The 21,361-nt window shown below is 67.8% G+C and carries 21 protein-coding genes; 15 read left to right on the top strand and 6 right to left on the bottom strand.

Annotated features, from left to right (window positions below):
- Window positions 1-488 precede the first annotated feature (488 nt).
- On the top strand, window positions 489-1,886 hold the full coding sequence (gene fumC, locus AC1RAD_RS14645) for a class II fumarate hydratase (RefSeq protein ID WP_095947781.1): 1,398 nt from the start codon (window positions 489-491) through the stop codon (window positions 1,884-1,886).
- A 65-nt stretch (window positions 1,887-1,951) separates the two neighbouring features.
- Here fumC and AC1RAD_RS14640 read toward each other — a convergent pair whose 3' ends face one another.
- Window positions 1,952-2,569, bottom strand: a complete 618-nt coding sequence (locus AC1RAD_RS14640; RefSeq protein ID WP_492735569.1) for an NAD(P)-dependent oxidoreductase — start codon at window positions 2,567-2,569, stop codon at window positions 1,952-1,954.
- Window positions 2,570-2,676: 107 nt separating this feature from the next.
- Between AC1RAD_RS14640 and AC1RAD_RS14635 the strand changes: the two genes are divergently transcribed.
- A complete protein-coding gene (locus AC1RAD_RS14635) occupies window positions 2,677-3,585 on the top strand; it encodes a LysR family transcriptional regulator (protein ID WP_159277143.1) in 909 nt (302 codons plus the stop codon).
- 7 nt (window positions 3,586-3,592) lie between these two features.
- Here the strand turns inward: AC1RAD_RS14635 and AC1RAD_RS14630 are convergent, their stop codons facing one another.
- A complete protein-coding gene (locus tag AC1RAD_RS14630; RefSeq protein ID WP_095947778.1) occupies window positions 3,593-4,228 on the bottom strand; it encodes a YqhA family protein in 636 nt (211 codons plus the stop codon).
- Window positions 4,229-4,381: 153 nt separating this feature from the next.
- Between AC1RAD_RS14630 and acs the strand changes: the two genes are divergently transcribed.
- Together acs and AC1RAD_RS14620 are read left to right on the top strand one after the other, a co-directional pair.
- Window positions 4,382-6,379 carry an acetate--CoA ligase gene (gene acs, locus AC1RAD_RS14625; protein ID WP_492735567.1) on the top strand — a complete coding sequence of 666 codons (1,998 nt, stop codon included), beginning with the start codon at window positions 4,382-4,384 and terminating at the stop codon, window positions 6,377-6,379.
- Window positions 6,380-6,577: 198 nt separating this feature from the next.
- Entirely contained in the window at window positions 6,578-7,078 is a 501-nt protein-coding gene (locus AC1RAD_RS14620) for a hypothetical protein (protein ID WP_062482638.1), read from the top strand.
- 36 nt (window positions 7,079-7,114) lie between these two features.
- On the opposite strand, the gene AC1RAD_RS14615 is transcribed toward AC1RAD_RS14620, so the two are convergent.
- On the bottom strand, window positions 7,115-7,420 hold the full coding sequence (locus AC1RAD_RS14615) for a c-type cytochrome (protein ID WP_095745089.1): 306 nt from the start codon (window positions 7,418-7,420) through the stop codon (window positions 7,115-7,117).
- A gap of 107 nt (window positions 7,421-7,527) precedes the next feature.
- Between AC1RAD_RS14615 and AC1RAD_RS14610 the strand changes: the two genes are divergently transcribed.
- Both AC1RAD_RS14610 and AC1RAD_RS14605 read left to right on the top strand, forming a co-directional pair.
- Window positions 7,528-7,785 (top strand): TIGR04438 family Trp-rich protein, encoded by a 258-nt coding sequence (locus AC1RAD_RS14610; protein WP_062482640.1) that lies wholly within the window; start codon window positions 7,528-7,530, stop codon window positions 7,783-7,785.
- A gap of 46 nt (window positions 7,786-7,831) precedes the next feature.
- The gene (locus tag AC1RAD_RS14605) at window positions 7,832-8,650 is read left to right on the top strand and encodes a DUF3592 domain-containing protein (protein ID WP_492735565.1); all 819 of its coding nucleotides are present in this window, start codon (window positions 7,832-7,834) and stop codon (window positions 8,648-8,650) included.
- A 7-nt stretch (window positions 8,651-8,657) separates the two neighbouring features.
- Here AC1RAD_RS14605 and ilvD read toward each other — a convergent pair whose 3' ends face one another.
- A complete protein-coding gene (gene ilvD, locus AC1RAD_RS14600; protein WP_369632648.1) occupies window positions 8,658-10,352 on the bottom strand; it encodes a dihydroxy-acid dehydratase in 1,695 nt (564 codons plus the stop codon).
- Between the two features lie 106 nt (window positions 10,353-10,458).
- Here ilvD and AC1RAD_RS14595 point away from each other — a divergent pair, with 106 nt between their 5' ends.
- Window positions 10,459-11,400: a LysR family transcriptional regulator gene (locus AC1RAD_RS14595; protein WP_099796740.1), complete on the top strand. Its 942-nt coding sequence runs from the start codon at window positions 10,459-10,461 to the stop codon at window positions 11,398-11,400.
- 3 nt (window positions 11,401-11,403) lie between these two features.
- Here the strand turns inward: AC1RAD_RS14595 and AC1RAD_RS14590 are convergent, their stop codons facing one another.
- Window positions 11,404-12,342, bottom strand: coding sequence for a LysR family transcriptional regulator (locus AC1RAD_RS14590; protein ID WP_492735562.1), 939 nt, complete (start codon window positions 12,340-12,342; stop codon window positions 11,404-11,406).
- 139 nt (window positions 12,343-12,481) lie between these two features.
- Between AC1RAD_RS14590 and AC1RAD_RS14585 the strand changes: the two genes are divergently transcribed.
- The 8 genes from AC1RAD_RS14585 (at window position 12,482) to AC1RAD_RS14550 (ending at window position 20,255) form a co-directional block, all read left to right on the top strand.
- Window positions 12,482-13,255 carry an SDR family oxidoreductase gene (locus AC1RAD_RS14585; protein ID WP_070060483.1) on the top strand — a complete coding sequence of 258 codons (774 nt, stop codon included), beginning with the start codon at window positions 12,482-12,484 and terminating at the stop codon, window positions 13,253-13,255.
- 42 nt (window positions 13,256-13,297) lie between these two features.
- Window positions 13,298-13,567: a hypothetical protein gene (locus AC1RAD_RS14580; protein WP_492695956.1), complete on the top strand. Its 270-nt coding sequence runs from the start codon at window positions 13,298-13,300 to the stop codon at window positions 13,565-13,567.
- A 57-nt stretch (window positions 13,568-13,624) separates the two neighbouring features.
- On the top strand, window positions 13,625-14,455 hold the full coding sequence (gene lgt / locus AC1RAD_RS14575; RefSeq protein ID WP_492695958.1) for a prolipoprotein diacylglyceryl transferase: 831 nt from the start codon (window positions 13,625-13,627) through the stop codon (window positions 14,453-14,455).
- Between the two features lie 190 nt (window positions 14,456-14,645).
- Complete coding sequence (locus AC1RAD_RS14570) at window positions 14,646-15,314, top strand: GntR family transcriptional regulator (protein WP_062480546.1); 669 nt, start codon at window positions 14,646-14,648, stop codon at window positions 15,312-15,314.
- Between the two features lie 40 nt (window positions 15,315-15,354).
- A complete protein-coding gene (locus tag AC1RAD_RS14565; protein ID WP_492735560.1) occupies window positions 15,355-16,821 on the top strand; it encodes a malonyl-CoA decarboxylase in 1,467 nt (488 codons plus the stop codon).
- Window positions 16,822-16,914: 93 nt separating this feature from the next.
- Complete coding sequence (locus AC1RAD_RS14560; protein ID WP_062480542.1) at window positions 16,915-17,904, top strand: Bug family tripartite tricarboxylate transporter substrate binding protein; 990 nt, start codon at window positions 16,915-16,917, stop codon at window positions 17,902-17,904.
- Entirely contained in the window at window positions 17,901-18,683 is a 783-nt protein-coding gene (locus tag AC1RAD_RS14555; protein WP_492735558.1) for an enoyl-CoA hydratase/isomerase family protein, read from the top strand. Before AC1RAD_RS14560 ends, AC1RAD_RS14555 begins: the two co-directional genes overlap by 4 nt.
- 27 nt (window positions 18,684-18,710) lie before the next feature.
- Window positions 18,711-20,255, top strand: a complete 1,545-nt coding sequence (locus AC1RAD_RS14550; RefSeq protein WP_492735556.1) for a malonate--CoA ligase — start codon at window positions 18,711-18,713, stop codon at window positions 20,253-20,255.
- A 21-nt stretch (window positions 20,256-20,276) separates the two neighbouring features.
- Here AC1RAD_RS14550 and AC1RAD_RS14545 read toward each other — a convergent pair whose 3' ends face one another.
- Window positions 20,277-21,341: a phenylacetaldoxime dehydratase family protein gene (locus AC1RAD_RS14545; RefSeq protein WP_492735554.1), complete on the bottom strand. Its 1,065-nt coding sequence runs from the start codon at window positions 21,339-21,341 to the stop codon at window positions 20,277-20,279.
- Between the last annotated feature and the right edge of the window lie 20 nt (window positions 21,342-21,361).

Below are 21,361 nucleotides of genomic sequence, written 5' to 3'. Positions count from 1 at the left end.
GCCCGATGAGGGAGCTGCCCGACAGCGCGCATGAAGATTGCGCATGCGCATGCAATGGCCCGGCGAGCCCCGAGGGCTGCCGACAGGCACTGAAGACGACTTGGCGACGAAGCCAGTGCCCGCCGGATGCTTCATTCGCAGACAACGGGCCTGGTCGAGGGGCGCCGCCTGGATGAGCGTGACGTGGCAATGGGGCCGGAAAAAAGATCCGGCCGGTTTGCCGGGCTGGGCCCGGCGTGAAGGGCCTTGCACCGCGACGGGATTCGCAGATCCGCGAGTAGTGCAAGGGTGACCAACATGACTTGTTGGTCGTCGGAAGCCGCTAATTATAACTTTTTGGCATGACGCGAGTCAACCCGCAGGCGTATCGTGTCTGTGGGACCCGGGAGAAAGGCCTCGTCAGATGCGAGCCATTCTTATCGAGACCATACTCGGCACCGCGCCCGACAAGCGGCGCAACCATCCAAGACCGTGGAGCCATTTTTCTCATGACGACTTCTCCCAAGACCCGTGCCGAGCGCGACACCTTCGGCCCGATCGACGTGCCGGCCGACAAGCTGTGGGGCGCGCAGACGCAGCGCTCGCTGCAGAACTTCGACATCTCCGGAGAGCAGCAGCCGCGCGAGATCATCAAGGCGCTGGCCCAGGTCAAGCGCGCATCGGCCGTGGTCAATCACGCGCTGGGCCTGCAGGACGAAAAGAAGACCCACGCCATCGTGGCCGCGGCTGACGAAGTCATCGCCGGCAAGCACCCGGGCGAGTTCCCGCTGGTGGTCTGGCAGACCGGCTCGGGCACGCAGAGCAACATGAACGTCAACGAGGTGCTGGCCAACCGCGCCAGCGAGCTGCTCGGCGGCGAGCGCGGGGAAGGGCGCCTCGTGCACCCGAACGACGACGTGAACCGCAGCCAGTCGAGCAATGACGTGTTCCCCACCGCCATGCACGTGGCGGCCGTCGAGGCCATCACGCACAAGCTGCTGCCCGCCATCGCCAAGCTGCGCGGCACGCTGGCGAAGAAGGCCGAAGACTTCGCCGACATCGTGAAGATCGGCCGCACCCACCTGCAGGACGCCACGCCGCTCACGCTGGGCCAGGAGTTCTCGGGCTACGTGGCGCAGCTGGCGCACGGCGAGGCGCACGTGCGCGCCGCGCTGCCGCACCTGTGCGAGCTGGCGCTGGGCGGCACGGCCGTCGGCACCGGGCTCAACGCGCCCAAGGGCTACGCGGAGCAGGTCGCGGCCGAACTCGCGAAGCTCACGAACCTGCCGTTCGTCACGGCGCCGAACAAGTTCGAAGCCATGGCCAGCGTCGACGCGCTGGTGCACGCGCACGGTGCGCTCAAGACGCTCGCCGCCAGCATGAACAAGATCGCCAACGACGTGCGCTGGCTCGCGAGCGGCCCGCGCAGCGGCATCGGCGAGCTGAGCATTCCCGAGAACGAACCGGGCTCGTCGATCATGCCGGGCAAGGTCAACCCGACCCAGAGCGAGGCCGTGACGATGCTGGCCGCGCAGGTGTTCGGCAACGATGTCGCCATCAACATCGGCGGGGCCTCGGGCAACTTCGAGCTGAACGTGTTCCGCCCGATGGTGGCGCACAACTTCCTGCAGAGCGTGCGCCTGCTGGCCGACGGCATGGTGAGCTTCAACGACCATTGCGCCGTGGGCATCGAGCCGAACCGCGAACGCATCACGGAGCTGGTGCAGCGTTCGCTGATGCTGGTGACGGCGCTGAATACGCACATCGGCTACGACAAGTCGGCCTACATCGCCAAGAAGGCGCACAAGGAAGGCACGAGCCTGCGCGAGGCGGCGATTGCGTCGGGGCACCTGACGGCCGAGCAGTTCGATGCGTGGGTGGTGCCGGAGAACATGACGGGTCGCTGATCCGCTCTGCAACCCCCAATGAAAAAAGGACCCGCGAGGGTCCTTTTTCGTTGCCGGCCGGTCGATCAGTAGCCGATCGTGTAGCGCTGGCGCGAGTGCGCAGGCTTCTCGAGCTCGTCGATGAACGCGATCGCGTAGTCCTCGAAGCTGATCCAGCTGCGGCCTTCGGCGCTCACCAGCAGGTCGTCCTTGCCGAGGCGGAACTTGCCGGTGCGCTCGCCTTCGATGAATTCGGCCGAGGGCGACAGGAAGGTCCAGTCGAGGTCCTTCTCGTTGCGCAGCGCATCGAGGAACACGCCGCCGGCCGTGGCTTCGGCGCGGTAGGCATCGGGGAAGTTCGGCGTGTCGATCACCTTCAGGCCGGGCGCTGCGAACAGGCTGCCGGCGCCGCCGACCACCAGCAGGCGCTTCACGCCCGCGCGCTTCACGGGCTCGATGACGGCCGCGGGCGGCACGGTGGCGAAGTGCGCGGCGCTGAACACGGCGTCATGGCCGGCCACGGCCCTTTCGAGGGCGGCGGCGTCGAGCGCGTCGACATCGACGCTCTTGACGTTGGCACGGCCCGCCAGCTTCGCGCTGGCATGGCGGGCGATGGCCGTCACGGTGTGGCCGCGGCGCAGCGCTTCTTCGAGAAGGCGACCGCCGGCACGTCCGGTGGCGCCGAGGATGGCGATGTGGCTCATGAGGGACTCCAGTCAAAAGTTGGGAAGGGGATGAACCGCATCTTAGGTTTCTGGTTTCGAAAGAAATACCTCGAATTCCGCGCTTCTTTATTCCTAAAATCGTTCGAATGGATCGATTGAACGCAATGCGGGTGTTCGTGACCGTGGTGGACGCGGGCAGCCTTTCGGCTGCGGCCGACAAGCTCGACCTGTCGCGCCCGGTGGTCACGCGCTACGTGGCCGAACTGGAGCAATGGACCGGCGCACGCCTGCTGCACCGCACGACGCGCCGCCTGAGCCTCACGGCGGCGGGCGAAGAGCTGCTGCCACGCTGCCGCCAGGTGCTCGAACTCGCGGGCGACATGCAGGCGGCGGTGCGCCATCCGGCCGAGGCGCCGAGCGGGCAGCTGCGCATCACCGCCAGCACCTCGTTCGCGCAGGCGCAGCTGGCCGGCGCGGTGGCCGACTACGTGCGGCGCTATCCGGGCGTGGCGGTCGACCTGGTGCTGCTCGACCGCGCGGTGAATCTGGTGGACGAGCGCATCGACCTCGCCATCCGCGTGTCGTCCGAGATCGATCCGAACCTCATCGCACGCCGGCTCTCGGTGTGTCGCTCGGTGGTCTGCGCGACACCCGATTACCTGAAGGCGCACGGCCAGCCGCAGCGCGTGGAAGAGCTGGCGCAGCGCAACTGCCTCACGCATTCGTATTTCGGCCGCAGCCTGTGGAACTTCACGCGCAAGGCCGACGGCCTGCCGGTCTCGGTGGCCGTGGCCGGCAACCTCTCGACCAACGACGCGGCCAGCCTCATGGCGCTGGCGCGGGCCGGGGCGGGCATCGCGATGCTGCCCACCTATCTGACGTCGGGGTTGCTGCAATCGGGCGAGCTGGTGTCGCTCTTTCCCGACCACGAGCCGCAGGTGCTGGGGGTGTATGCGGTGTACGCCTCGCGCAAGCACATGCCGTCTGCGCTGCGCACCTTGCTCGATTTCCTGGCCGAGCGCTTCACCGAAGTGCCGGCCTGGGATGCGGCTTGACTGGCCCTCAGTGGTGGGCGTTGGCGGCGGCCGCCTCGTTCATCAGCTTGTCGGTGTAGGCGATGGCCATGGCCGAGAACAGGAACGCGATGTGGATCACGGTCTGCGCGATCAGCACCTTGTCGGTGTAGTTGTCCGCGTTGATGAAGGTCTTGAGCAGGTGGATCGAGCTGATGCCGATGATGGCGGTGGCCAGCTTCACCTTGAGCACCGAGGCGTTCACGTGGCTCAGCCACTCGGGTTGGTCCTGGTGGCCTTCGAGGTCCATGCGGCTCACGAAGGTCTCGTAGCCGCCCACGATCACCATGATCAGCAGGTTGGAGATCATCACCACGTCGATCAGTGCCAGCACCACCAGCATGATCACCGTCTCGTTGAGCGAGCCGACCGGAGCGGTGGTCTTGTAGCCGATGCTCGCGATCAGGGCCTGCAGCGCGTCCTTGTTGCCGAAGGCGGCTTCGACCAGGTGCAGCAGCTCGACCAGGAAGTGCACCACGTACACACCCTGCGCCACGATCAGCCCCAGGTACAGCGGCAGCTGCAGCCAACGGCTCGCGAAGATGAGCCGGGGCAGGGGCTTCAGCGGGGAACTGCGCGCTGGTACGGGCGCGTTCCGGGCGTCGAAAGGATCGGGGGCGGACATGGGGAGTAAGAAGACAGGTGTAAAAAGTCGGGCGATTCTAGAGGTCTCCCAGTGACGCACTCGTGATAACCCTGCGAACTAACATCGACCCCGTCAGTGGCCCGTAAGTGCGTGCCCCGACATTACGGCCGCATTCAATCAGGAGACAAGAGCATGAGCAGCGCATCGAAGAACATTGAATCCGTCCTGGTCGAGAACCGCGTGTTCCCGCCCGACGCCCGCGCCACCGAAGGCGCCCGCATTGCCGGCATGGCCGCCTACGAGGCACTGTGCAAGGAAGCCGAACAGGACTTCGAAGGCTTCTGGACCCGCCTGGCCAAGGACAACCTCCAGTGGACGAAGCCCTTCACCCGCACCCTGGACGAATCGAAGGCACCGTTCTACGAATGGTTCGGCGACGGTGAACTCAACGCCAGCGCCAACTGCCTGGACAAGCACATCGGCACCCCGGTCGAGAACAAGACCGCCATCGTCTTCGAAGCCGACGACGGCACCGTCACCCGCGTCACCTACAAGGAACTGCTGGCGCGCGTGAGCCAGTTCGCCAACGCGCTCAAGGCGCAGGGCATCCGCAAGGGCGACCGCGTCATCATCTACATGCCGATGACCATCGAAGGCGTGGTCGCCATGCAGGCCTGCGCGCGCATCGGCGCCACCCACAGCGTGGTGTTCGGCGGCTTCTCGGCCAAGGCGCTGCAGGAGCGCATCATCGACGCGGGCGCCGTGGCCGTCATCACCGCCAACTACCAGCTGCGCGGCGGCAAGGAACTGCCGCTCAAGGCCATCGTGGACGACGGCATCGCGCTGGGCGGCTGCGACACGCTCAAGACCGTGCTCGTGTACGAGCGCACGCCCACCGCGTGGAACCGCGTCGAGGGCCGCGACAAGACCTTCACCGAAGCGCTGGCCGGGCAGAGCACCGAGTGCGCGCCCGTGCCGGTCAATGCCGAGCACCCGCTGTTCATCCTCTACACCTCGGGCTCCACCGGCAAGCCCAAGGGCGTGCAGCACGCCACCGGCGGCTACCTGCTGTGGGCCAAGCTCACGATGGACTGGACCTTCGACATCCGTCCCGAAGACCTGTTCTGGTGCACCGCCGACATCGGCTGGATCACCGGCCACACCTACGTCGCCTACGGCCCGCTCGCGGCCGGCGCCACGCAGGTCGTGTTCGAAGGCATCCCGACCTTCCCGCATGCGGGGCGCTTCTGGGAAATGATCCAGAAGCACAAGGTCTCGATCTTCTATACCGCGCCCACCGCCATCCGCTCGCTCATCAAGGCGGCCGAAGGCGACGAGAAGGTGCACCCGAAGAACTGGGATCTGACCAGCCTGCGCATCCTCGGTTCGGTCGGCGAGCCGATCAATCCCGAAGCGTGGATGTGGTACCACCGGAACATCGGCGGCGAGCGCTGCCCGATCGTCGACACCTTCTGGCAGACCGAGACCGGCGGCCACGTCATCACGCCGCTGCCGGGCGCCACGCCGCTGGTGCCGGGCTCGTGCACCTTGCCGCTGCCGGGCATCATGGCCGCCATCGTCGACGAGACGGGCAAGGACCTGCCCAACGGCGCCGGCGGCATGCTGGTGATCAAGCGGCCGTGGCCCTCGATGATCCGCACCATCTGGAACGACCCCGAGCGCTTCAAGAAGAGCTACTTCCCCGAAGAGATGGGCGGCACGATCTACCTGGCCGGCGACGGCGCGGTGCGCAGCGCCGACCGCGGCTACTTCCGCATCACGGGCCGCATCGACGACGTGCTCAACGTGTCGGGCCATCGCCTGGGCACGATGGAGATCGAATCGGCGCTGGTGTCCAAGACCGACCTCGTGGCCGAAGCCGCGGTGGTGGGCCGCCCCGACGACGTGACGGGCGAGGCCGTGTGCGCCTTCGTGGTGCTCAAGCGCGCGCGCCCGACCGGCGAGGAAGCCAAGCAGATCGCCAACGAGCTGCGCGCCTGGGTCGCCAAGGAAATCGGCCCCATCGCCAAGCCCAAGGACATCCGCTTCGGCGACAACCTGCCCAAGACGCGCAGCGGCAAGATCATGCGGCGCCTGCTGCGCAGCATTGCGAAGGGCGAGGCGATCACGCAGGACACCTCGACGCTCGAGAATCCGGCGATCCTCGATCAGCTGTCCGAGACGAACTGAACCCAGGGTTGGCCGAATCCGGCCAATCCGGAACAGTTGTCACGAACGCGCTGTACAGAGGTGTAGGACATGGCCGTTTGTGCGGCCATGTGCACCAAAGCGGGCTCCTTGCTGAGGTAAAACCGATGTCGTCACCGCGCGCCACGACAGGCGCGCGGCTTTTGTCATCGTGATCGGTTGTTTGCAAGGAGGCGCCACATGGGCGTGAGATCCGCTTTTCTTTTTGTCATCGTGCTGCTCATCGCGGGGCTTGCCGCGCTGAACTGGGGCACGTTGTCGGCACCCACCGACGTGTGGCTGGGCTTCATGAGCGTATCGGCGCCGCTGGGGCTGATCATGCTGGGGCTCACGGCCGTGCTCGCGGCCTTCTTCCTCGTGTACGTGCTGTATCTGCACAGCTCGGTGCTGCTGGAGACCAAACGCCACACGAAGGAAATGCAGACCCAGCGCGACCTCGCCGACAAGGCCGAGGCCTCGCGCTTCACCGAGCTGCGCAACTTCCTGGAAGCGCAGGAGAAGCAGCACATGTCGCACAACGCCGACCGGCACACGGCGCTGCTGGCGCGCATGGATCAGCTGGAAAGCGCGGTCAAGCTGCGTTCGGACCAGACCGACAACACGGTGGCGGCGCACATCGGGCAGCTCGAGGACCGCATCGAACGCCGTCCGGTGCCCAGCGACATCAACCCGAGCATCTGACCGGGCGCGCCGCCGCGCGCTTCGTTTTGCTGCCGGTTACTTCGTCGACAACACCCAGGCCGCGAGCTTCTTCGCATCGGCTTCGCTGACCTGGTTGTTGGCCGGCATCGGCACCGGGCCCCACACGCCCGAGCCGCCCTTGATGATCTTGGTGGCCAGCGAGTTGGCCGCGCCCTTGTCGTCCTTGTACTTGGCCGCGATGTCCTTGAACGACGGCCCGAGCACCTTGCGTTCGACCGCGTGGCAGCTCATGCAGTTCTTCGAGGTGGCAAGGGCCAGGTCGGCAAAGGCGGGCGCCGCGAGGCCGAGGCCCAGGGCTGCCATCAACATCGTTCTTTTCATGGGGACTGTTTTCGTAAGGGCTGAGTTACATTCGATCCAACGCGATTGTAGGTAGCGCGGTGCACACGCACCGGCGGCGATACCGACCAACTCGGAGGGTATTCGCGATGTGGTTTCTGCTCTTGGGCCTGCTCGGTGTAGCCCTCAAATATTTCGAAGTGGGCATGGTCGCCGGCTGGAGCTGGTGGATCGTGCTGAGCCCGTTCGCGCTCGCGCTGGCCTGGTGGGCCTGGGCCGATTCGTCGGGCTATACCAAGCGCAAGGTCATCGAGCGCGAAGAGCGGCGCAAGCAGGCGCGCATCGACCGCCAGAAGACCAACATGGGCCTGCGCACCAGCAACGGGCAGCAGCGCCCGCGCCGCTGACCACGCGGCTCCGTCACCCGCGCCGCATGCCGACAGGACGCGCGCCATGGACGACGAAGCCGCCACCCACGCCTTGCTGGTCTTCGGGCTGTCGCTGCTGGTCGGTCCGGCTGTCGGCGCGCTGGTCGGGCGTTTCAAGACCTTCTTCTGGGGTGCCGGCGTTGGCGCCTTGCTGATCGGCTGCGCCGGCCTGTACGGCGCGGTCACGGTGGGCTGGCAGCGCTACCAGTCGATCGCGGGCACGGCCAGCACGCAAGGCAACCTGGTCGAGTTCGTGGAAGAGCGCAGCAAGGACAGCAAGGGCTACGTCACCACCACGCGCGCACCCCTCGTCGAATACACCGCCACCGACGGGCAGAAACGCCGCGTCAAAGGGCTCGGCGGCAGCCTGTCGGACAAAGAATGGGGCGATGCGGTCGAGGTGCGCTACAGCACCGCCGACCCGGCCCAGGCGCTGGTGGCCGACTTCCAGAACATGTGGGGCATCGTCTGGGGGCTCGGCCTCTTCGGCGGCTTTCCGACGATGTTCGGCCTGTTCTTCACCGGCATGGCGCTCAAGGAGGGCCGCAGGGGCCGGCCGGCGCCGGTGCGCGAGCCGACGCCCACCCAGAAGAAATGGCGCACGCGCGGCACGGTGCTGGCGAACGTGGTGTTCCTGGCCGGCTTCGCGCTGGTGTTTCTCTATCCCGACGACAGCGCGATGAAGCAGTTCGGTGCGGGTTTTCTCACCATCGGCGCGGGGGCGCTGCTGCACTTCGTCGTGCAGAGCTTTCCCCCGGCGATGGATTTCGAAGCCCGGGTCATCTTCGCGATCGTCGGCCTGGGCTTTGCGGCCTTCGGATACGGCGCGTGGATGATGGGCTGATGCCGCTTCAGAACTTGTCGAGCACCGCACCCGAGCTCGCGCTCGAGGCGTTGAACGCGAACTTGGCCTGCACGCCGCGCGTGTAGCGCGGGGCCGGCGGCGTCCAGCCTTCGCGGCGCTTGGCGAGTTCGGCTTCGGGCACGTTGAGTTCGAGCTTCAGTTCGTGCGCGTCGATGGTGATCGAGTCGCCTTCGTTGACGAACGCGATGGTGCCGCCCGCCGCCGCTTCGGGCGCGACGTGGCCGACCACCATGCCCCAGGTGCCGCCCGAGAAGCGGCCGTCGGTGATGAGGCCGACGCTTTCGCCCAGGCCCGCGCCGATCAGCGCGCCCGTGGGGGCCAGCATTTCCGGCATGCCCGGGCCGCCCTTGGGGCCGAGGTAGCGCAGCACCATCACGTCGCCAGCGACGATCTTGCCGGCCAGGATGGCCTGCAGCGCCGACTGCTCGTCGTCGAACACGCGCGCCGGGCCGGTGATGACCGGGTTCTTCAGGCCGGTGATCTTAGCCACGGCACCTTCGGGCGACAGGTTGCCCTTCAGGATGGCCAGGTGGCCTTCCTCGTACATCGGGTTGTCGATCGGGCGGATCACGTCCTGGTCGGCGCGCGGCACGTCGGGCACGTCCTTGAGCACTTCTTCGATGGTCTGGCCGCTGATGGTGATGCAGTCGCCGTGCAGCAGGCCGGCCTTCAGCAGCACCTTCATCACTTGCGGAATGCCGCCGGCCTGGTGCAGGTCGACCGCGAGGTACTTGCCCGAGGGCTTCAGGTCGCAGATCACCGGCACCTTCTTGCGCATGCGCTCGAAGTCGTCGATGGACCATTCGACGCCGGCGGCGTGCGCGATGGCCAGGAAGTGCAGCACCGCGTTGGTCGAGCCGCCGGTGGCCATGATGACCGCCACGGCGTTCTCGATGGCCTTCTTGGTCACGATGTCGCGCGGCTTCAGGTCTTTCTTGATGGCCTCGATCAGCACCTTGGCCGATTCCTTGGCCGAGTTGGCCTTCTCGTCGTGCGGGTTCGCCATGGTCGACGAGTAGGGCAGCGAGATGCCCAGCGCCTCGAACGCGCTCGACATGGTGTTGGCCGTGTACATGCCGCCGCACGAGCCCGTGCCGGGAATGGCGCGCTTCTCGATCTCGTGCAGGTCTTCGTCGCTCATGTTGCCGGCGGCGTTCTGGCCTACGGCTTCGAACACGCTGACGATGTTCAGGTCCTGGCCCTTGTAGCGGCCCGGCAGGATGGTGCCGCCGTAGACGTAGATGGCCGGCACGTTGGCGCGCAGCATGCCCATGAGGCCGCCGGGCATGTTCTTGTCGCAGCCGCCGACCACCAGCACGCCGTCCATCCACTGGCCGCCGACGCAGGTCTCGATGCAGTCGGAGATGACCTCGCGGCTCACCAGCGAGTACTTCATGCCTTCGGTGCCCATGGCCATGCCGTCGGAGATGGTGGGCGTGCCGAACACCTGCGCGTTGCCGCCGGCTTCTTCGATGCCCGCGATGGCCGCGTCGGCCAGCTTCTGCAGGCCCGAGTTGCAGGGCGTGATGGTGCTGTGGCCGTTGGCGACGCCGACCATCGGCTTCTTGAAGTCGCCTTCCTCGTAGCCCATGGCGTAGAACATCGAGCGGTTGGGGGCGCGGCTCTTGCCTTCGGTGATGTTCGCGCTGCGGCGATTGATCTGGATGGTCTTGGTGTCCATGGTGTCTCTTCTGTCGTGGGGAGATCGTGAGGGGAAGCGCCAAGTATCGGACTTCTGATTGATTGGTTCCAATCCAATTTGAAGCGTGGATTAATATGCTCAGCATATGAATGAAGCCCTCATCGACCTGCGCGCCTGGCGCCAGTTCGTGGCCGTGGCCGAAGAACTGCACTTCGGTCGCGCCGCCCTGCGCCTGCACATGACGCAGCCGCCGGTCACGCAGGCCATTGCCCAGCTCGAGAAAACGCTGGGCGTGGTGCTGTTCGATCGCACGCGCCGCCGCGTGGCGCTCACGCCGGCCGGCGAGGCGCTGCTGCCCGATGTGCGCGAGCTGCTGGCGCGTGCCCAGGCGCTGCCGGCGCGTGCGCGTGCGGCGGCGGCGGGGCAGGTGGGGCGCGTGCGCATCGCCTTCGTCTCGACGGTCGGCTTCGAGCAACTGCCGGCCTGGGTGCGCGAGTTCCGCGTGCTGTGCCCCGAGGTGGCGCTCGAACTGGTCGAGGCCACCGGCGACGTGCAGCTCGAAGCCTTCGCGCGCGGCGAGATCGACGCCGGCCTGATGCTGCATTCGCCGGGCGCCGCGCCGCCGGGGCTGGCCTGCCTGCCGGTCGAGGTGGAGCCGCTGGTGCTTGCGCTGCCGGCCCAGCACCGGCTGGCCGAAGCGCGCCCCGTGCCGCTGGCCGAGGTGCTGGACGAGCCGCTGGTGATCTTTCCGCGCCGCATCGTGCCCTCGCTGCACGACGCGATCTTCGACCTCTACCACGCGGCCGGGCGCACGCCACAAGTGGCGCAGGAGGCGATCCAGATGCAGACCATCGTCAACCTCGTGTCGGGCGGCATCGGCGCGGCCTGGGTGCCGCACAGCGTGATGCAGTTCCGGCGCGCAGGCGTGGTCTACCGGCAGGTCCACGAGTTCAAGGGCGTGGGGCGCCGCCGCGTGACGCTGCCGGTGTGCGAGACCAGCCTCGTGTGGCCCGCGCAAGCCGCGCATCCGGCGCTGGCGCGCTTCGTGGCCTTCGTGCGCGAGCGGGCGGGGCGCGTGCCGGCGTAAGACTCAGGCGCTGCGCGAAGCCCGGCCGGCGGGCGAGGGCGCATCGAGCGTGTTCGCCAGCAGCGTGTCGAGCCATCCCGCGAAGGCCTGCACCCGCCGCGACAGATTGCGTCGGTGCGGGTAGACGAGGTGCACCGGCAGCGGCTCGGCGCGTGCGTCGGGCAGCACTTCCACCAGCTCGTCGGCCGCGAGGTGCTCGCGCACGTCGTAGGCCGGGATCTGGATCAGCCCCAGCCCCGCCAGCGCGCAGGCGATGTAGGTCTCGGCGTTGTTCGCCGCCACCTGGCTGCGCAGGCGCAGCACCTGGGTCTCGCCGTCGCGCACTTGCCACTCCCAGGGCGCGGCCCGGCCGCTGGTCGGCGAGGCGTAGTTGACCGCCACGTGCTGCGGCAGGTCGGCCGGCGTGCGCGGCGTGCCGTGGCGCGCGAGGTAGGCGGGGCTGGCGCAGTTGATGAGCGTGAAGTGCCCCAGCGGGCGGGCGACGAGGCTGCTGCTGGCGAGCGGGCCGACGCGCAGGGCGCAGTCCACGCCTTCGAGCACGAGGTCGACGGCGCGGTCGCTGGAGCCCAGTTCGAGCTCGACCGCCGGGTGGCGTGCAAAGAAATCGGGCAGCGCCGGCGCGATCAGCAGCCGCGCGATGCGGCTGGGCACGTCGACCTTGAGCCGGCCGCTCACGCTGCTGTGCGCGGGCTGGAACTGCTGCTCCATGTCTTCCATGTCGGCCACCAATGCACGGGCCCGCTCGAGCAGCACCTCGCCGTCGGGCGTGAGGCCCACGCGGCGCGTGGTGCGATGCAGCAGGCGCGAGCCCAGGCGGGCCTCGAGCTGCTGGATGGCGGTCGAGATGGTGGCGCGCGGCAGCGCCAGCCGGTCGGCGGCGCGCGTGAAGCTGCCGGTTTCGGCCACGCGCAGGAAGACCTGGAGGAGTTCGATGCGGTCCATGGCGGCGGGCTGATTGTTCGTGGTTTCCAGAACAGTCTAGCCTTGAATGAATGATTTATCTGCAACTTGGCGATCAATAGACTGGCGGCTCGTCACACATCCCGTCCCGGGTCTTTCACTCATTCAGAGGAATCCATCCATGTCCGCACGCACGCTCACGAACAAGGTCGCCGTCATCGCCGGCGGTGGCAAGAACCTCGGTGCCCTCATCGCCCACCAGCTGGTCGACGGCGGCGCCCGCGGCATTGCCATCCACTACAACAGCGACGGTTCGCGCGCCGAGGCCGAGCAGACGGCCGCCGCGCTGAAGGCCAAGGGCGCCGACACGCTGCTGGTGCAGGGCGATCTCGCCGTGGTCGAGAACAACGTGAAGCTGTTCGACCAGGCCGTGAAGCACTTCGGCCAGGTCGACCTGGCGATCAACACGGCGGGCGTGGTGATCAAGAAGCCGATCCTGGACATCACCGAAGCCGACTACGACAAGAGCTTCGACGCCAATGCCAAGGCGGCCTTCTTCTTCATCCAGCAGGCCGGCCGCACGCTGGCCGACGGCGGCAGCATCGTGACGCTGGTGAGCTCGCTGCTCGCGGCCTACACGCCGTTCTATGCCATCTACCCGGCGGCCAAGGCGGCGGTGGAGCACTACACGCGCGCGGCCTCCAAGGAGTTCGGCGACCGCGGCATCTCGGTGAACGCCATCGGCCCGGGCCCGATGGACACGCCGTTCTTCTACGGCCAGGAAAGCCCCGAGGCCGTGGCGTACCACAGCAGCGCCGCCGCGCTCAGCAAGTACTCGAAGAAGGGCCTCACCGACATCGAGGACATCGCGCCCATCGTGCGCTTCCTGGTCACTGAGGGCTGGTGGATCACGGGCCAGACCATCTTCGCCAACGGTGGCTACACCACGCGCTGACCCGCCGACATCCGGCAAGATGCGCCCAGGAGGACAACGCAGATGCACACAGTCATGGTGATGGGGGGCGGCTTCGCGCTGCTGGTGGTGTTTCTTCTGGCCGGCCGCTTCATGGGCGACGGCTCGACGATGGCGCTGGCCGCGGCGGCCAAGTGGTTCATTCCGGCGTGGTTCGTCGGCGCGGGCATCAACATGGCCGTGGGCGTGCTCAAGGCCGGGTACTCGGTGGCCGAGGAGCTGCCGATCTTCCTGTTCATCTTCGCGGTGCCGGCCCTGGTGGCGGGGTTGCTGTGGTGGAAGTTCGGGCGCTGACATTGCCCTGAATGCCCCCGCGGCCGCGGCGTCATTGCGCCACGGCACAATCGTCGGATGCTCATGTATCCGCAGATCAATCCCATCGCCTTGCAGCTGGGGCCGGTGGCCATCCACTGGTACGGCCTGACCTACTTGGCGGCCTTCGCGCTGTTTTATTTCCTGGGCACGCGCCGCCTGCACCACGAGCCGTTCCGCTCGCTGGCCACGGCCGGCGTGTGGCAACGCAAGGACATCGAGGACATCCTGTTCCTGGGCGTCATGGGCGTGATCGTCGGCGGCCGGCTCGGCTACTGCCTGTTCTACAAGCCCGAGTACTACCTCACGCACCCGCTCGAGATTCTTTATGTGTGGCAGGGCGGCATGAGCTTCCATGGCGGCCTGCTCGGCGTGGTCGGCGCCATGGTGTGGTTCTCGCGCTCGCGTGCGCGGCCGTTCTGGCAGGTGATGGACTTCGTCGCGCCCTGCGTGCCGACCGGCTTGGCCGCGGGCCGCGTGGGCAACTTCATCAATGGCGAGCTGTGGGGCCGCTTCAGCAGCCCCGAGCTGCCCTGGGGCATGGTGTTCCCGCAAAGCGGCTCGATGCTGCCGCGCCATCCGTCGCAGGTCTACCAGTTCCTGCTCGAAGGGCTGCTGCTGTTCGTCGTGATGTGGCTCTATGCGCGCAAGGAGCGCAAGCAGGGCCAGGTGGCCGCCGTGTTCCTCATCGGCTATGGCGTGCTGCGCTTCGTGGCCGAGTACTTCCGCGAGCCCGACGATTTCCTGGGCCTGCGCGCGCTCAGCCTGAGCCAGGGGCAGTGGCTCAGCGTGCCGATGGTGATCGGTGGCATCGCGCTGTGGTTCTGGTTCGGCCGGGCCGGCAAGACGGGCAGCACCGCGCGCGCCTGACCCTTCGCACGTCCGCACAACGCGGCGCAGCACCTTCGGGTGGGCGCCGCTTTTTTTCGTCCGTCTCAGGGTAATTCCGGGCCGCAAGGGCAGGGCGCGGCCCTTGCATTGCGTTAACCATGCACTCACAATTATGCATAATTACAGAAAATTACGCGAAACGCCCACCGACTTTCCGAGTCCTTCACGCATGCGCCTGGTCCCCAATTCCCTCCACGACGAAGTCGCCGCCACGCTGCGCGAGCAGATCTTCGACGGCACGCTGTCGCCCGGCAGCTTCGTGGACGAGGTGGCCCTGTGCGAGCGGCTGTCGATCTCGCGCACGCCGCTGCGCGAGGCACTGAAGGTGCTCACGGCCGAAGGCCTGCTGCGCCACGAGCCGCGCCGCGGCTGCTTCGTGAACGAGGTGACCGAGCGCGATCTCGACGAAATCTTTCCGGTCATCGCGTTGCTCGAAGGGCGCTGCGCCTACGAGGCCGCGCGCAACGCCAGCGACGCCGAGCTGAACGAACTCGACGCGCTGCACGAGCGCCTGGTGCGCCACGCCAAGGCGCGGCGCATCAACGACTACTACGCCACCAACCACATCATTCACGAGGCGATCATCAAGCTCGCCGACAACAAGTGGCTGGCGCAGGTGATCGGCGACCTGCGCAAGATCCTGAAGCTGGCGCGGCTGCAGCAGCTGCACGCGCCGGGGCGGCTCGACCAGAGCCTGTCGGAGCACCTGGCCGTGTTCGCCGCGCTCAAGGCGCGCGACAGCGAAGGCGCCGATGCCGCCATGCGCACCCACATGACGCGCCAGCGCGAAGCCTTGCGCGAAGTGATGCAACAGCAGAAATCCAGGGTGATGCCGTGACAGGCGCCACCCATCCAGCCAACGGCACAGGAGCAGATCGATGAGTGCGACCGAGTGGTTCCAGGCGCGCCTGCGCATGGGCGAATCGTCCAAGGTTCCCGTGGCGAGCAACGGCGCCGCGAAAGGCCCGGCCCGTCACACGCCCAAGCCCAGCGCCCGCACCACCGCCGAGCGGCTGCAGGCCACGCTGCGCAAGGCCGACGAGGCGCTGTCGCCGCGCACGCTGCGCCGCGTGCTGGCCGAGCTGCAGGCCGTGATCGATCCGCGCGTGAGCGAGGTCGAGGGCGGCCGCCGCGCCCATGCCATCGCGCAGGCCTACGCCGGCGCTTCGCCCGAAGAGCGCCGCGACTACTGGGCGCTCATGAGCGAGCATTTCGCCGCCGACGCGGGCAAGCTCAAGAGCGCGCGCGACCAGCACCAGAGCGCCGTCGGCACGCCGGACGAAGGGCAGGCCGAGCTGCGCCTGCGCCGCGCGCTGGTGTCGCCGCGCATGCGGCTGCTGCAGCGCTTCGCGGTCGAGCCCGGCGGCATGCGCTTTCTGGTCGACCTGCGCGCCGACCTGCTGCCGTGCCTGAAGTCCGACAAGCGCCTGCTCGCGCTCGAGGCCGAGTTGGAGCACCTGTTTTCCACCTGGTTCGACGTGGCCTTTCTCGAACTGCGCCGCATCGACTGGAACTCGCCGGCCTCGCTGATCGAGAAGCTCATCCGCTACGAGGCGGTGCACGACATCAAGAGCTGGTCCGACGTGAAGAACCGCCTGGACGACAGCGACCGCCGCTGCTACGGCTTCTTCCATCCGCGCCTGCCGAACGAGCCGCTCATCTTCGTCGAGGTGGCGCTGGTCGACCGCATCAGCGAAGGCATCATGCCGCTGCTCGACGAGGCCGCCGTGCCGGTGCAGCCGGCCAAGGCGACCACCGCGATCTTCTATTCGATCAGCAACACGCAGACCGGCCTGCGCGGTGTGAGCTTCGGCGACTCGCTCATCAAGCGCGTGGTCGAGACCCTGCAGGACGAGCTGCCGCGCCTGAAGACCTTCGCCACGCTGTCGCCCATTCCGGGCCTGCGCGCGTGGCTCGCCAAGAACGCCGGCGAACTGCTGCCGCGCCTGGACGAGAAGCGCGAAGCCGAACTCGGCCGCCTCGTCGGCTCGGTGCCGCCCACGGCCGAGCGCCTGCTGGCAGCGGTTGATGCAGCAACAGAACTCGACGCGAAATCGCCGCTGCGCCAATGGCTGCTGCAGGCCACCGCCGAGTACCTGGGCCGCACGCTGGTCGACGGCACACCGGCCGACCCGGTGGCGCGCTTCCACCTGGGCAACGGCGCGCGCGTCGAGCGGCTCAACTGGGCCGGCGACCCGTCGGCCAAGGGGCTCAAGCAGTCGTACGGCCTCATGGTCAACTACCTGTACGACCTCAAGCGCCTGGACCGGCATCGCACCTGGCTGGCCGAAGGCAAGATCGCGGTTTCGGGAGACATCGAAGGCCTGTTCCTCAAAAAAGGCTGAGTCCGTTCGCTTTGCCGCGGCAGCGCTGCGGCCCGCACCTTGACCGCCGGAGGGCGGCAACATCCACAACGACGACGACAGGAGACGAGACAGATGACGCAACAGAGTTTTCAACGACGCGATGTGCTGCGCGTCGCCGCCGCTGCCGGGGCCGTGGCCCTGTGCGGCGGTGCGCGTGCCCAGGGCTGGCCGACCAAGCCCGTGACCATGGTGGTGCCGTTCCCGGCCGGCGGAGGCACCGACGCCTTCGCGCGCCCGCTGTCGGCCCAGTTCTCCCGCGCGGCGGGCCAGACGCTGGTCATCGACAACCGCGGCGGCGCGGGCGGCACCGTGGGCGCGAGCATCGCGGCCAAGCTGCCGGCCGACGGCTACTCGCTCTTCATGGGCGCGGTGCACCACGCGATCGCGCCGTCGATCTACCCCAAGCTCGACTACGACCTCGAGAAAGACTTCGTGCCCCTGATGCTGCTGGCCAACGTGCCGCAGGTGGTGGTGGTCAACCCCAAGCGGGTGCAGGCTGCGACCATCCAGGAGCTCATTGCCACCGCCAAGCGCAACCCCGGCAAGCTCAACTACGGCTCGGCCGGCTCGGGCACCTCGCACCACCTGGCGGGCGAGCTGTTCAAGCTGCAGACCGGCACCTTCATCACCCACATTCCGTACCGCGGCGCGGGCCCGGCGCTGTCCGACCTGATCGCGGGCAACGTCGACCTGATGTTCGACGGCCTGGGTTCCTCCGCGCAGCACATCAAGGGCGGCCGCATCAAGGCGCTCATGGTGGCCGGCGCCAAGCGCAACCCCGCGTTCCCCGACGTGCCCTGCGCCGCCGAAGTCGGCCTGCCCGACTACACCGTCACCACCTGGTACGGCCTGTGGGCGCCCAAGGGCACGCCGGCCGAAGCGCAGACGCAGATCATCGACACGATGAAGAAGGCGCTGGGCACCGACGAGCTGAAGGCCATCTGGGCACAGAACGGCTCCGAGATCCCGAACGTCACGAACGCCGCCTACGGCCGCTTCGTCAACGCCGAGATCAAGCGATGGGCGACCGTCGTGAAGGCCTCGGGCGCCAAGCTCGAATGACCGAGCGGCAGGTCTCGCTGCGCCGCGAAGGCGCCGTGGCGCTCGTCACGCTGTCGAACCCGGGGCGTCTCAATGCGATGACGCGCGCCATGTGGCGCGAGTTGCGCGCGGTGTTCGACGGGCTGCACAGTGACACCGCGCTGCGCTGCGTCGTCGTGCGCGGGGAGGGCGGTGCCTTCTGCGCGGGTGGCGACATCTCCGAGTACCCCTCGTTCCGCTTCGAGGAAGCGAGCCTGCGCGAGTTTCACGAGAACGAAGTCTGGGCCGCGCTGCAGGCGATGCTCGACTGCCCGCTGCCGCTGGTGGCCCAGATCGAAGGCGCCTGCATGGGCGCCGGCGTCGAGATCGCCAGCTGCTGCGACATCCGCCTGGCCGGCGCGTCGTCGAAGTTCGGCGCACCGATCGCGAAGCTGGGCTTTCCGATGGCGCCGCGTGAAGCCGCGCTGGTGCATGGCGCCATCGGCGACGTACTGGCGCGCGACATGCTGCTGGCCGCCGGCGTGCATGGCGCGCAGCGGCTGTACGACGCCGGTTTTCTCCTGCACGTGCTGCCCGACGCCGAAGTGCCCGCTGCCGCGCAGGCGCATGCGGCGCGCATTGCCGCGCTGTCGCCGCAGGCCGCGCGCCTGCACAAGGCCACCTTCACCGCACTGAAGAGTGGCGGCGCGGCGGCACAGCAGCTGCTGGCCACCGCGTATGACTATGCCGACACCGCCGAGCACCGCGAGGGCATTGATGCCTTCCTGGGCAAGCGCCCTCCGAATTTCCGCTCTTCCTGAGCCTGCCGTTCGATGATGACGAAGATGATGAAGACGAAGTCCTCCCCCAACGCCAACCTGTTCTCCGCCTTGCGCGCCGCCTTTCCCGCCGATCTCGACGCCATCGCGGTCGAGACCGACAACGGCCTGCACTATTCGTGGCGCGACCTCGACCGCGCCAGCGCGATGATCGCCAACCTGCTCGACGGCCTGAAGCTCGAGAAGGGCGCACGCGTCGCCGTGCAGGTCGAGAAATCGGTCGAAGCCATGTTGCTGTACCTCGCGACCCTGCGCGCGGGCTACGTGTTCTTGCCGCTCAACACGGCCTACCAGAGTGCCGAGATCGAGTACTTCATCGGCAACGCCGAGCCCGCCGTGGTCGTGTGCACCGGCCGCAACGCGGCCTGGGTGCGCCCGATTGCCGAGGCGGCCGGCACGCGCCATGTGTTCACGCTGGACGACGACCGCACCGGCACGTTGCTCGATGCGGCGGCGCGCTGCAGCGACCGCCACACCGTGGCCATCAAGAAGCCCGACGACCTCGCCGCCATCCTGTACACCAGCGGCACCACCGGCCGCAGCAAGGGCGCGATGCTCACGCACCGCAACCTGCTGTCGAACGCCGAAGTGCTCAAGACCTACTGGGGCTGGACGAAGGGCGACGTGCTGATCCACGCGCTGCCGATCTTCCACGTGCACGGCCTGTTCGTGGCGCTGCACGGTGCACTGCTCAACGGCAGCAAGATTCTGTGGTTCTCGAAGTTCGACCCCAAGCGCATCGTCGCCAAGCTGCCCGAGGCCACCGTGTTCATGGGCGTGCCCACGCTCTACGTGCGCCTGCTGGCCGAGCCGGGCCTCACGCGCGAGGCGGTGCGCACCATGCGCCTGTTCGTCGCGGGCTCGGCGCCGCTGCTCATCGAGACCTTCGACGAGTGGCGCGAGCGCACCGGCCACACCATCCTGGAACGCTACGGCATGAGCGAGACCGCCATGCTCACGTCCAACCCGTACGACGCCAAGAAGGGCGAGCGCCGCGGCGGCACCGTCGGCTTCGCATTGCCTGGCGTGCAGCTGCGCGTGCGCGACGACGAGGGCAAGGACCTGCCGGTGGACGAGATCGGCGGCATCCAGGTGAAGGGCCCCAACGTGTTCGCCGGCTACTGGCGCATGCCCGAGAAGACGAAGGAAGAGTTCACCGCCGATGGCTTCTTCAAGACCGGCGACGTGGGCAAGATCGATGGGCGCGGCTACATCACCATCGTCGGGCGCAGCAAAGATTTGATCATCAGCGGCGGCTACAACGTCTACCCGGCCGAGATCGAGGGCTACATCAACGAGATGGCCGGCGTGGCCGAAAGCGCCGTCATCGGCGTGCCGCACCCCGACTTCGGCGAGGTGGGCGTGGCCATCGTGATCCCCAAGGGCGGCGCCACGATCGACGCCGACGCCATCGTGGCCGAGCTCAAGGCCAAGCTGGCGAACTTCAAGATCCCGAAGCGCTGCTTCGTCGTGCCGGAGCTGCCGCGCAACACGATGGGCAAGGTGCAGAAGGCGCTGCTGCGCGCGGAACACAAGGGGCTGTTCGCCGCCTGAGCCCCGCCGTGCGCCCGGGCTTCAGGCGGCGGGCGCGAGCCCGTTCATCAGCCCGCTGCGCGCATGGCAATTGATGTACTCGTAGCTTTGCTCGTCGGCCTTCAGCACCGACACCTCGTGGTACAGGCGCAGGCGCAGCTCGAAGTTCAGCGCCTGTACATAGCGCATGAAGCTGCCGAAGATCGCGACGTGTGTCGGGTGCGACTCGGCCCAGCGCTCCATGTCGGCCAGCGAGCGCCAGTAGCTCAGGCCGAAGGACTTCTGCAGCGGTGCACCGTGCGCGTCGAGGTGGTGCATGAAGCGGTTGCTGTAGCAGCCGATGGGCAGACCCTGGTCGCGCAGGAAGTCCATGCCTTGGCGTAGCACCGGGGCCATGTCTTCCAGGTAGCGCTGGCGTTCCTGGCCGGTGGTCTCGGTCCATTCCTGGCCCGAACGGATCATCGCGAGGTGCGTGTGGCCCGCGATGCGCACGCGCTGGCCCGGTGCAGGCGTGCCGGCGATCACCGCGCGCGTGCCCGAAGGCGCGAGCGCGTCGGCCTGCGCGAGCGGGAGTCGATCGCGCATCGACCCCCAGTAGCCGTGCTCCTGCAGTTCGCCGCTCACCCCGCCCATCACCACGCCGATGCCCTCGAGGCGGTCGGGCGTGCTGAACAGGGTCTCGAAGTGCGCAGCACGCGGGGAGGCGATTTCGCGGAAGTAGCCGAGGCCTTCGTGCAAGCGCTCGTCGGCGTTCCACCAGGCCTCGATGGCGGGCGTGGCACACCAGCGCGCGAACGCCGCCGCATCGTGCCAGTAGGCGATGGCGATCATGTTGTCGTACCCGTCGGCGTCGACGCAGTGGGCCAGGTCGTGGTGGCCGGGGCCGTCGGGCAAGGCGAAGTCGCGGGCGATCTTCAGGAGCGCGGCGCAGGCCCGGCCCTGCATCGCCGGGCCGCGCGACTGCACGCCGAAATAGCCCATCACGACCTGGGTGGTCGTCACGGGCGCGCGCGCCGACCAGCCGGGGTAGGGCGGCGTGTGGTCGTCTGCCACGCGGCGCTCGCGGGTGCGCGGGCAGCGCAGGTGCTCGGGGATGGCCGATTCCATGGTGCGGCTCCGTGGTCGGC

This window comes from Variovorax sp. GW823-FHT04B03 (assembly GCF_058796495.1).
This window is presented reverse-complemented; position numbering and strand designations above follow the sequence as displayed.

Excerpts from the sequence above, each read along its gene's own strand:
- AC1RAD_RS14590 (WP_492735562.1), bottom strand. The coding sequence starts at position 12,342 with ATGGACCGCATCGAACTCCTCCAGGTCTTCCTGCGCGTGGCCGAAACC.
- AC1RAD_RS14640 (WP_492735569.1), bottom strand. The coding sequence starts at position 2,569 with ATGAGCCACATCGCCATCCTCGGCGCCACCGGACGTGCCGGCGGTCGC.
- AC1RAD_RS14570 (WP_062480546.1), top strand. The coding sequence starts at position 14,646 with ATGCGCCTGGTCCCCAATTCCCTCCACGACGAAGTCGCCGCCACGCTG.
- AC1RAD_RS14605 (WP_492735565.1), top strand. The coding sequence starts at position 7,832 with ATGGACGACGAAGCCGCCACCCACGCCTTGCTGGTCTTCGGGCTGTCG.
- AC1RAD_RS14555 (WP_492735558.1), top strand. The coding sequence starts at position 17,901 with ATGACCGAGCGGCAGGTCTCGCTGCGCCGCGAAGGCGCCGTGGCGCTC.
- AC1RAD_RS14630 (WP_095947778.1), bottom strand. The coding sequence starts at position 4,228 with ATGTCCGCCCCCGATCCTTTCGACGCCCGGAACGCGCCCGTACCAGCG.
- AC1RAD_RS14635 (WP_159277143.1), top strand. The coding sequence starts at position 2,677 with ATGGATCGATTGAACGCAATGCGGGTGTTCGTGACCGTGGTGGACGCG.
- AC1RAD_RS14615 (WP_095745089.1), bottom strand. The coding sequence starts at position 7,420 with ATGAAAAGAACGATGTTGATGGCAGCCCTGGGCCTCGGCCTCGCGGCG.
- AC1RAD_RS14585 (WP_070060483.1), top strand. The coding sequence starts at position 12,482 with ATGTCCGCACGCACGCTCACGAACAAGGTCGCCGTCATCGCCGGCGGT.
- ilvD (WP_369632648.1), bottom strand. The coding sequence starts at position 10,352 with ATGGACACCAAGACCATCCAGATCAATCGCCGCAGCGCGAACATCACC.
- AC1RAD_RS14550 (WP_492735556.1), top strand. The coding sequence starts at position 18,711 with ATGAAGACGAAGTCCTCCCCCAACGCCAACCTGTTCTCCGCCTTGCGC.
- AC1RAD_RS14565 (WP_492735560.1), top strand. The coding sequence starts at position 15,355 with ATGAGTGCGACCGAGTGGTTCCAGGCGCGCCTGCGCATGGGCGAATCG.
- AC1RAD_RS14610 (WP_062482640.1), top strand. The coding sequence starts at position 7,528 with ATGTGGTTTCTGCTCTTGGGCCTGCTCGGTGTAGCCCTCAAATATTTC.
- fumC (WP_095947781.1), top strand. The coding sequence starts at position 489 with ATGACGACTTCTCCCAAGACCCGTGCCGAGCGCGACACCTTCGGCCCG.
- AC1RAD_RS14595 (WP_099796740.1), top strand. The coding sequence starts at position 10,459 with ATGAATGAAGCCCTCATCGACCTGCGCGCCTGGCGCCAGTTCGTGGCC.
- lgt (WP_492695958.1), top strand. The coding sequence starts at position 13,625 with ATGCTCATGTATCCGCAGATCAATCCCATCGCCTTGCAGCTGGGGCCG.
- AC1RAD_RS14560 (WP_062480542.1), top strand. The coding sequence starts at position 16,915 with ATGACGCAACAGAGTTTTCAACGACGCGATGTGCTGCGCGTCGCCGCC.
- AC1RAD_RS14545 (WP_492735554.1), bottom strand. The coding sequence starts at position 21,341 with ATGGAATCGGCCATCCCCGAGCACCTGCGCTGCCCGCGCACCCGCGAG.
- AC1RAD_RS14620 (WP_062482638.1), top strand. The coding sequence starts at position 6,578 with ATGGGCGTGAGATCCGCTTTTCTTTTTGTCATCGTGCTGCTCATCGCG.
- AC1RAD_RS14580 (WP_492695956.1), top strand. The coding sequence starts at position 13,298 with ATGCACACAGTCATGGTGATGGGGGGCGGCTTCGCGCTGCTGGTGGTG.
- acs (WP_492735567.1), top strand. The coding sequence starts at position 4,382 with ATGAGCAGCGCATCGAAGAACATTGAATCCGTCCTGGTCGAGAACCGC.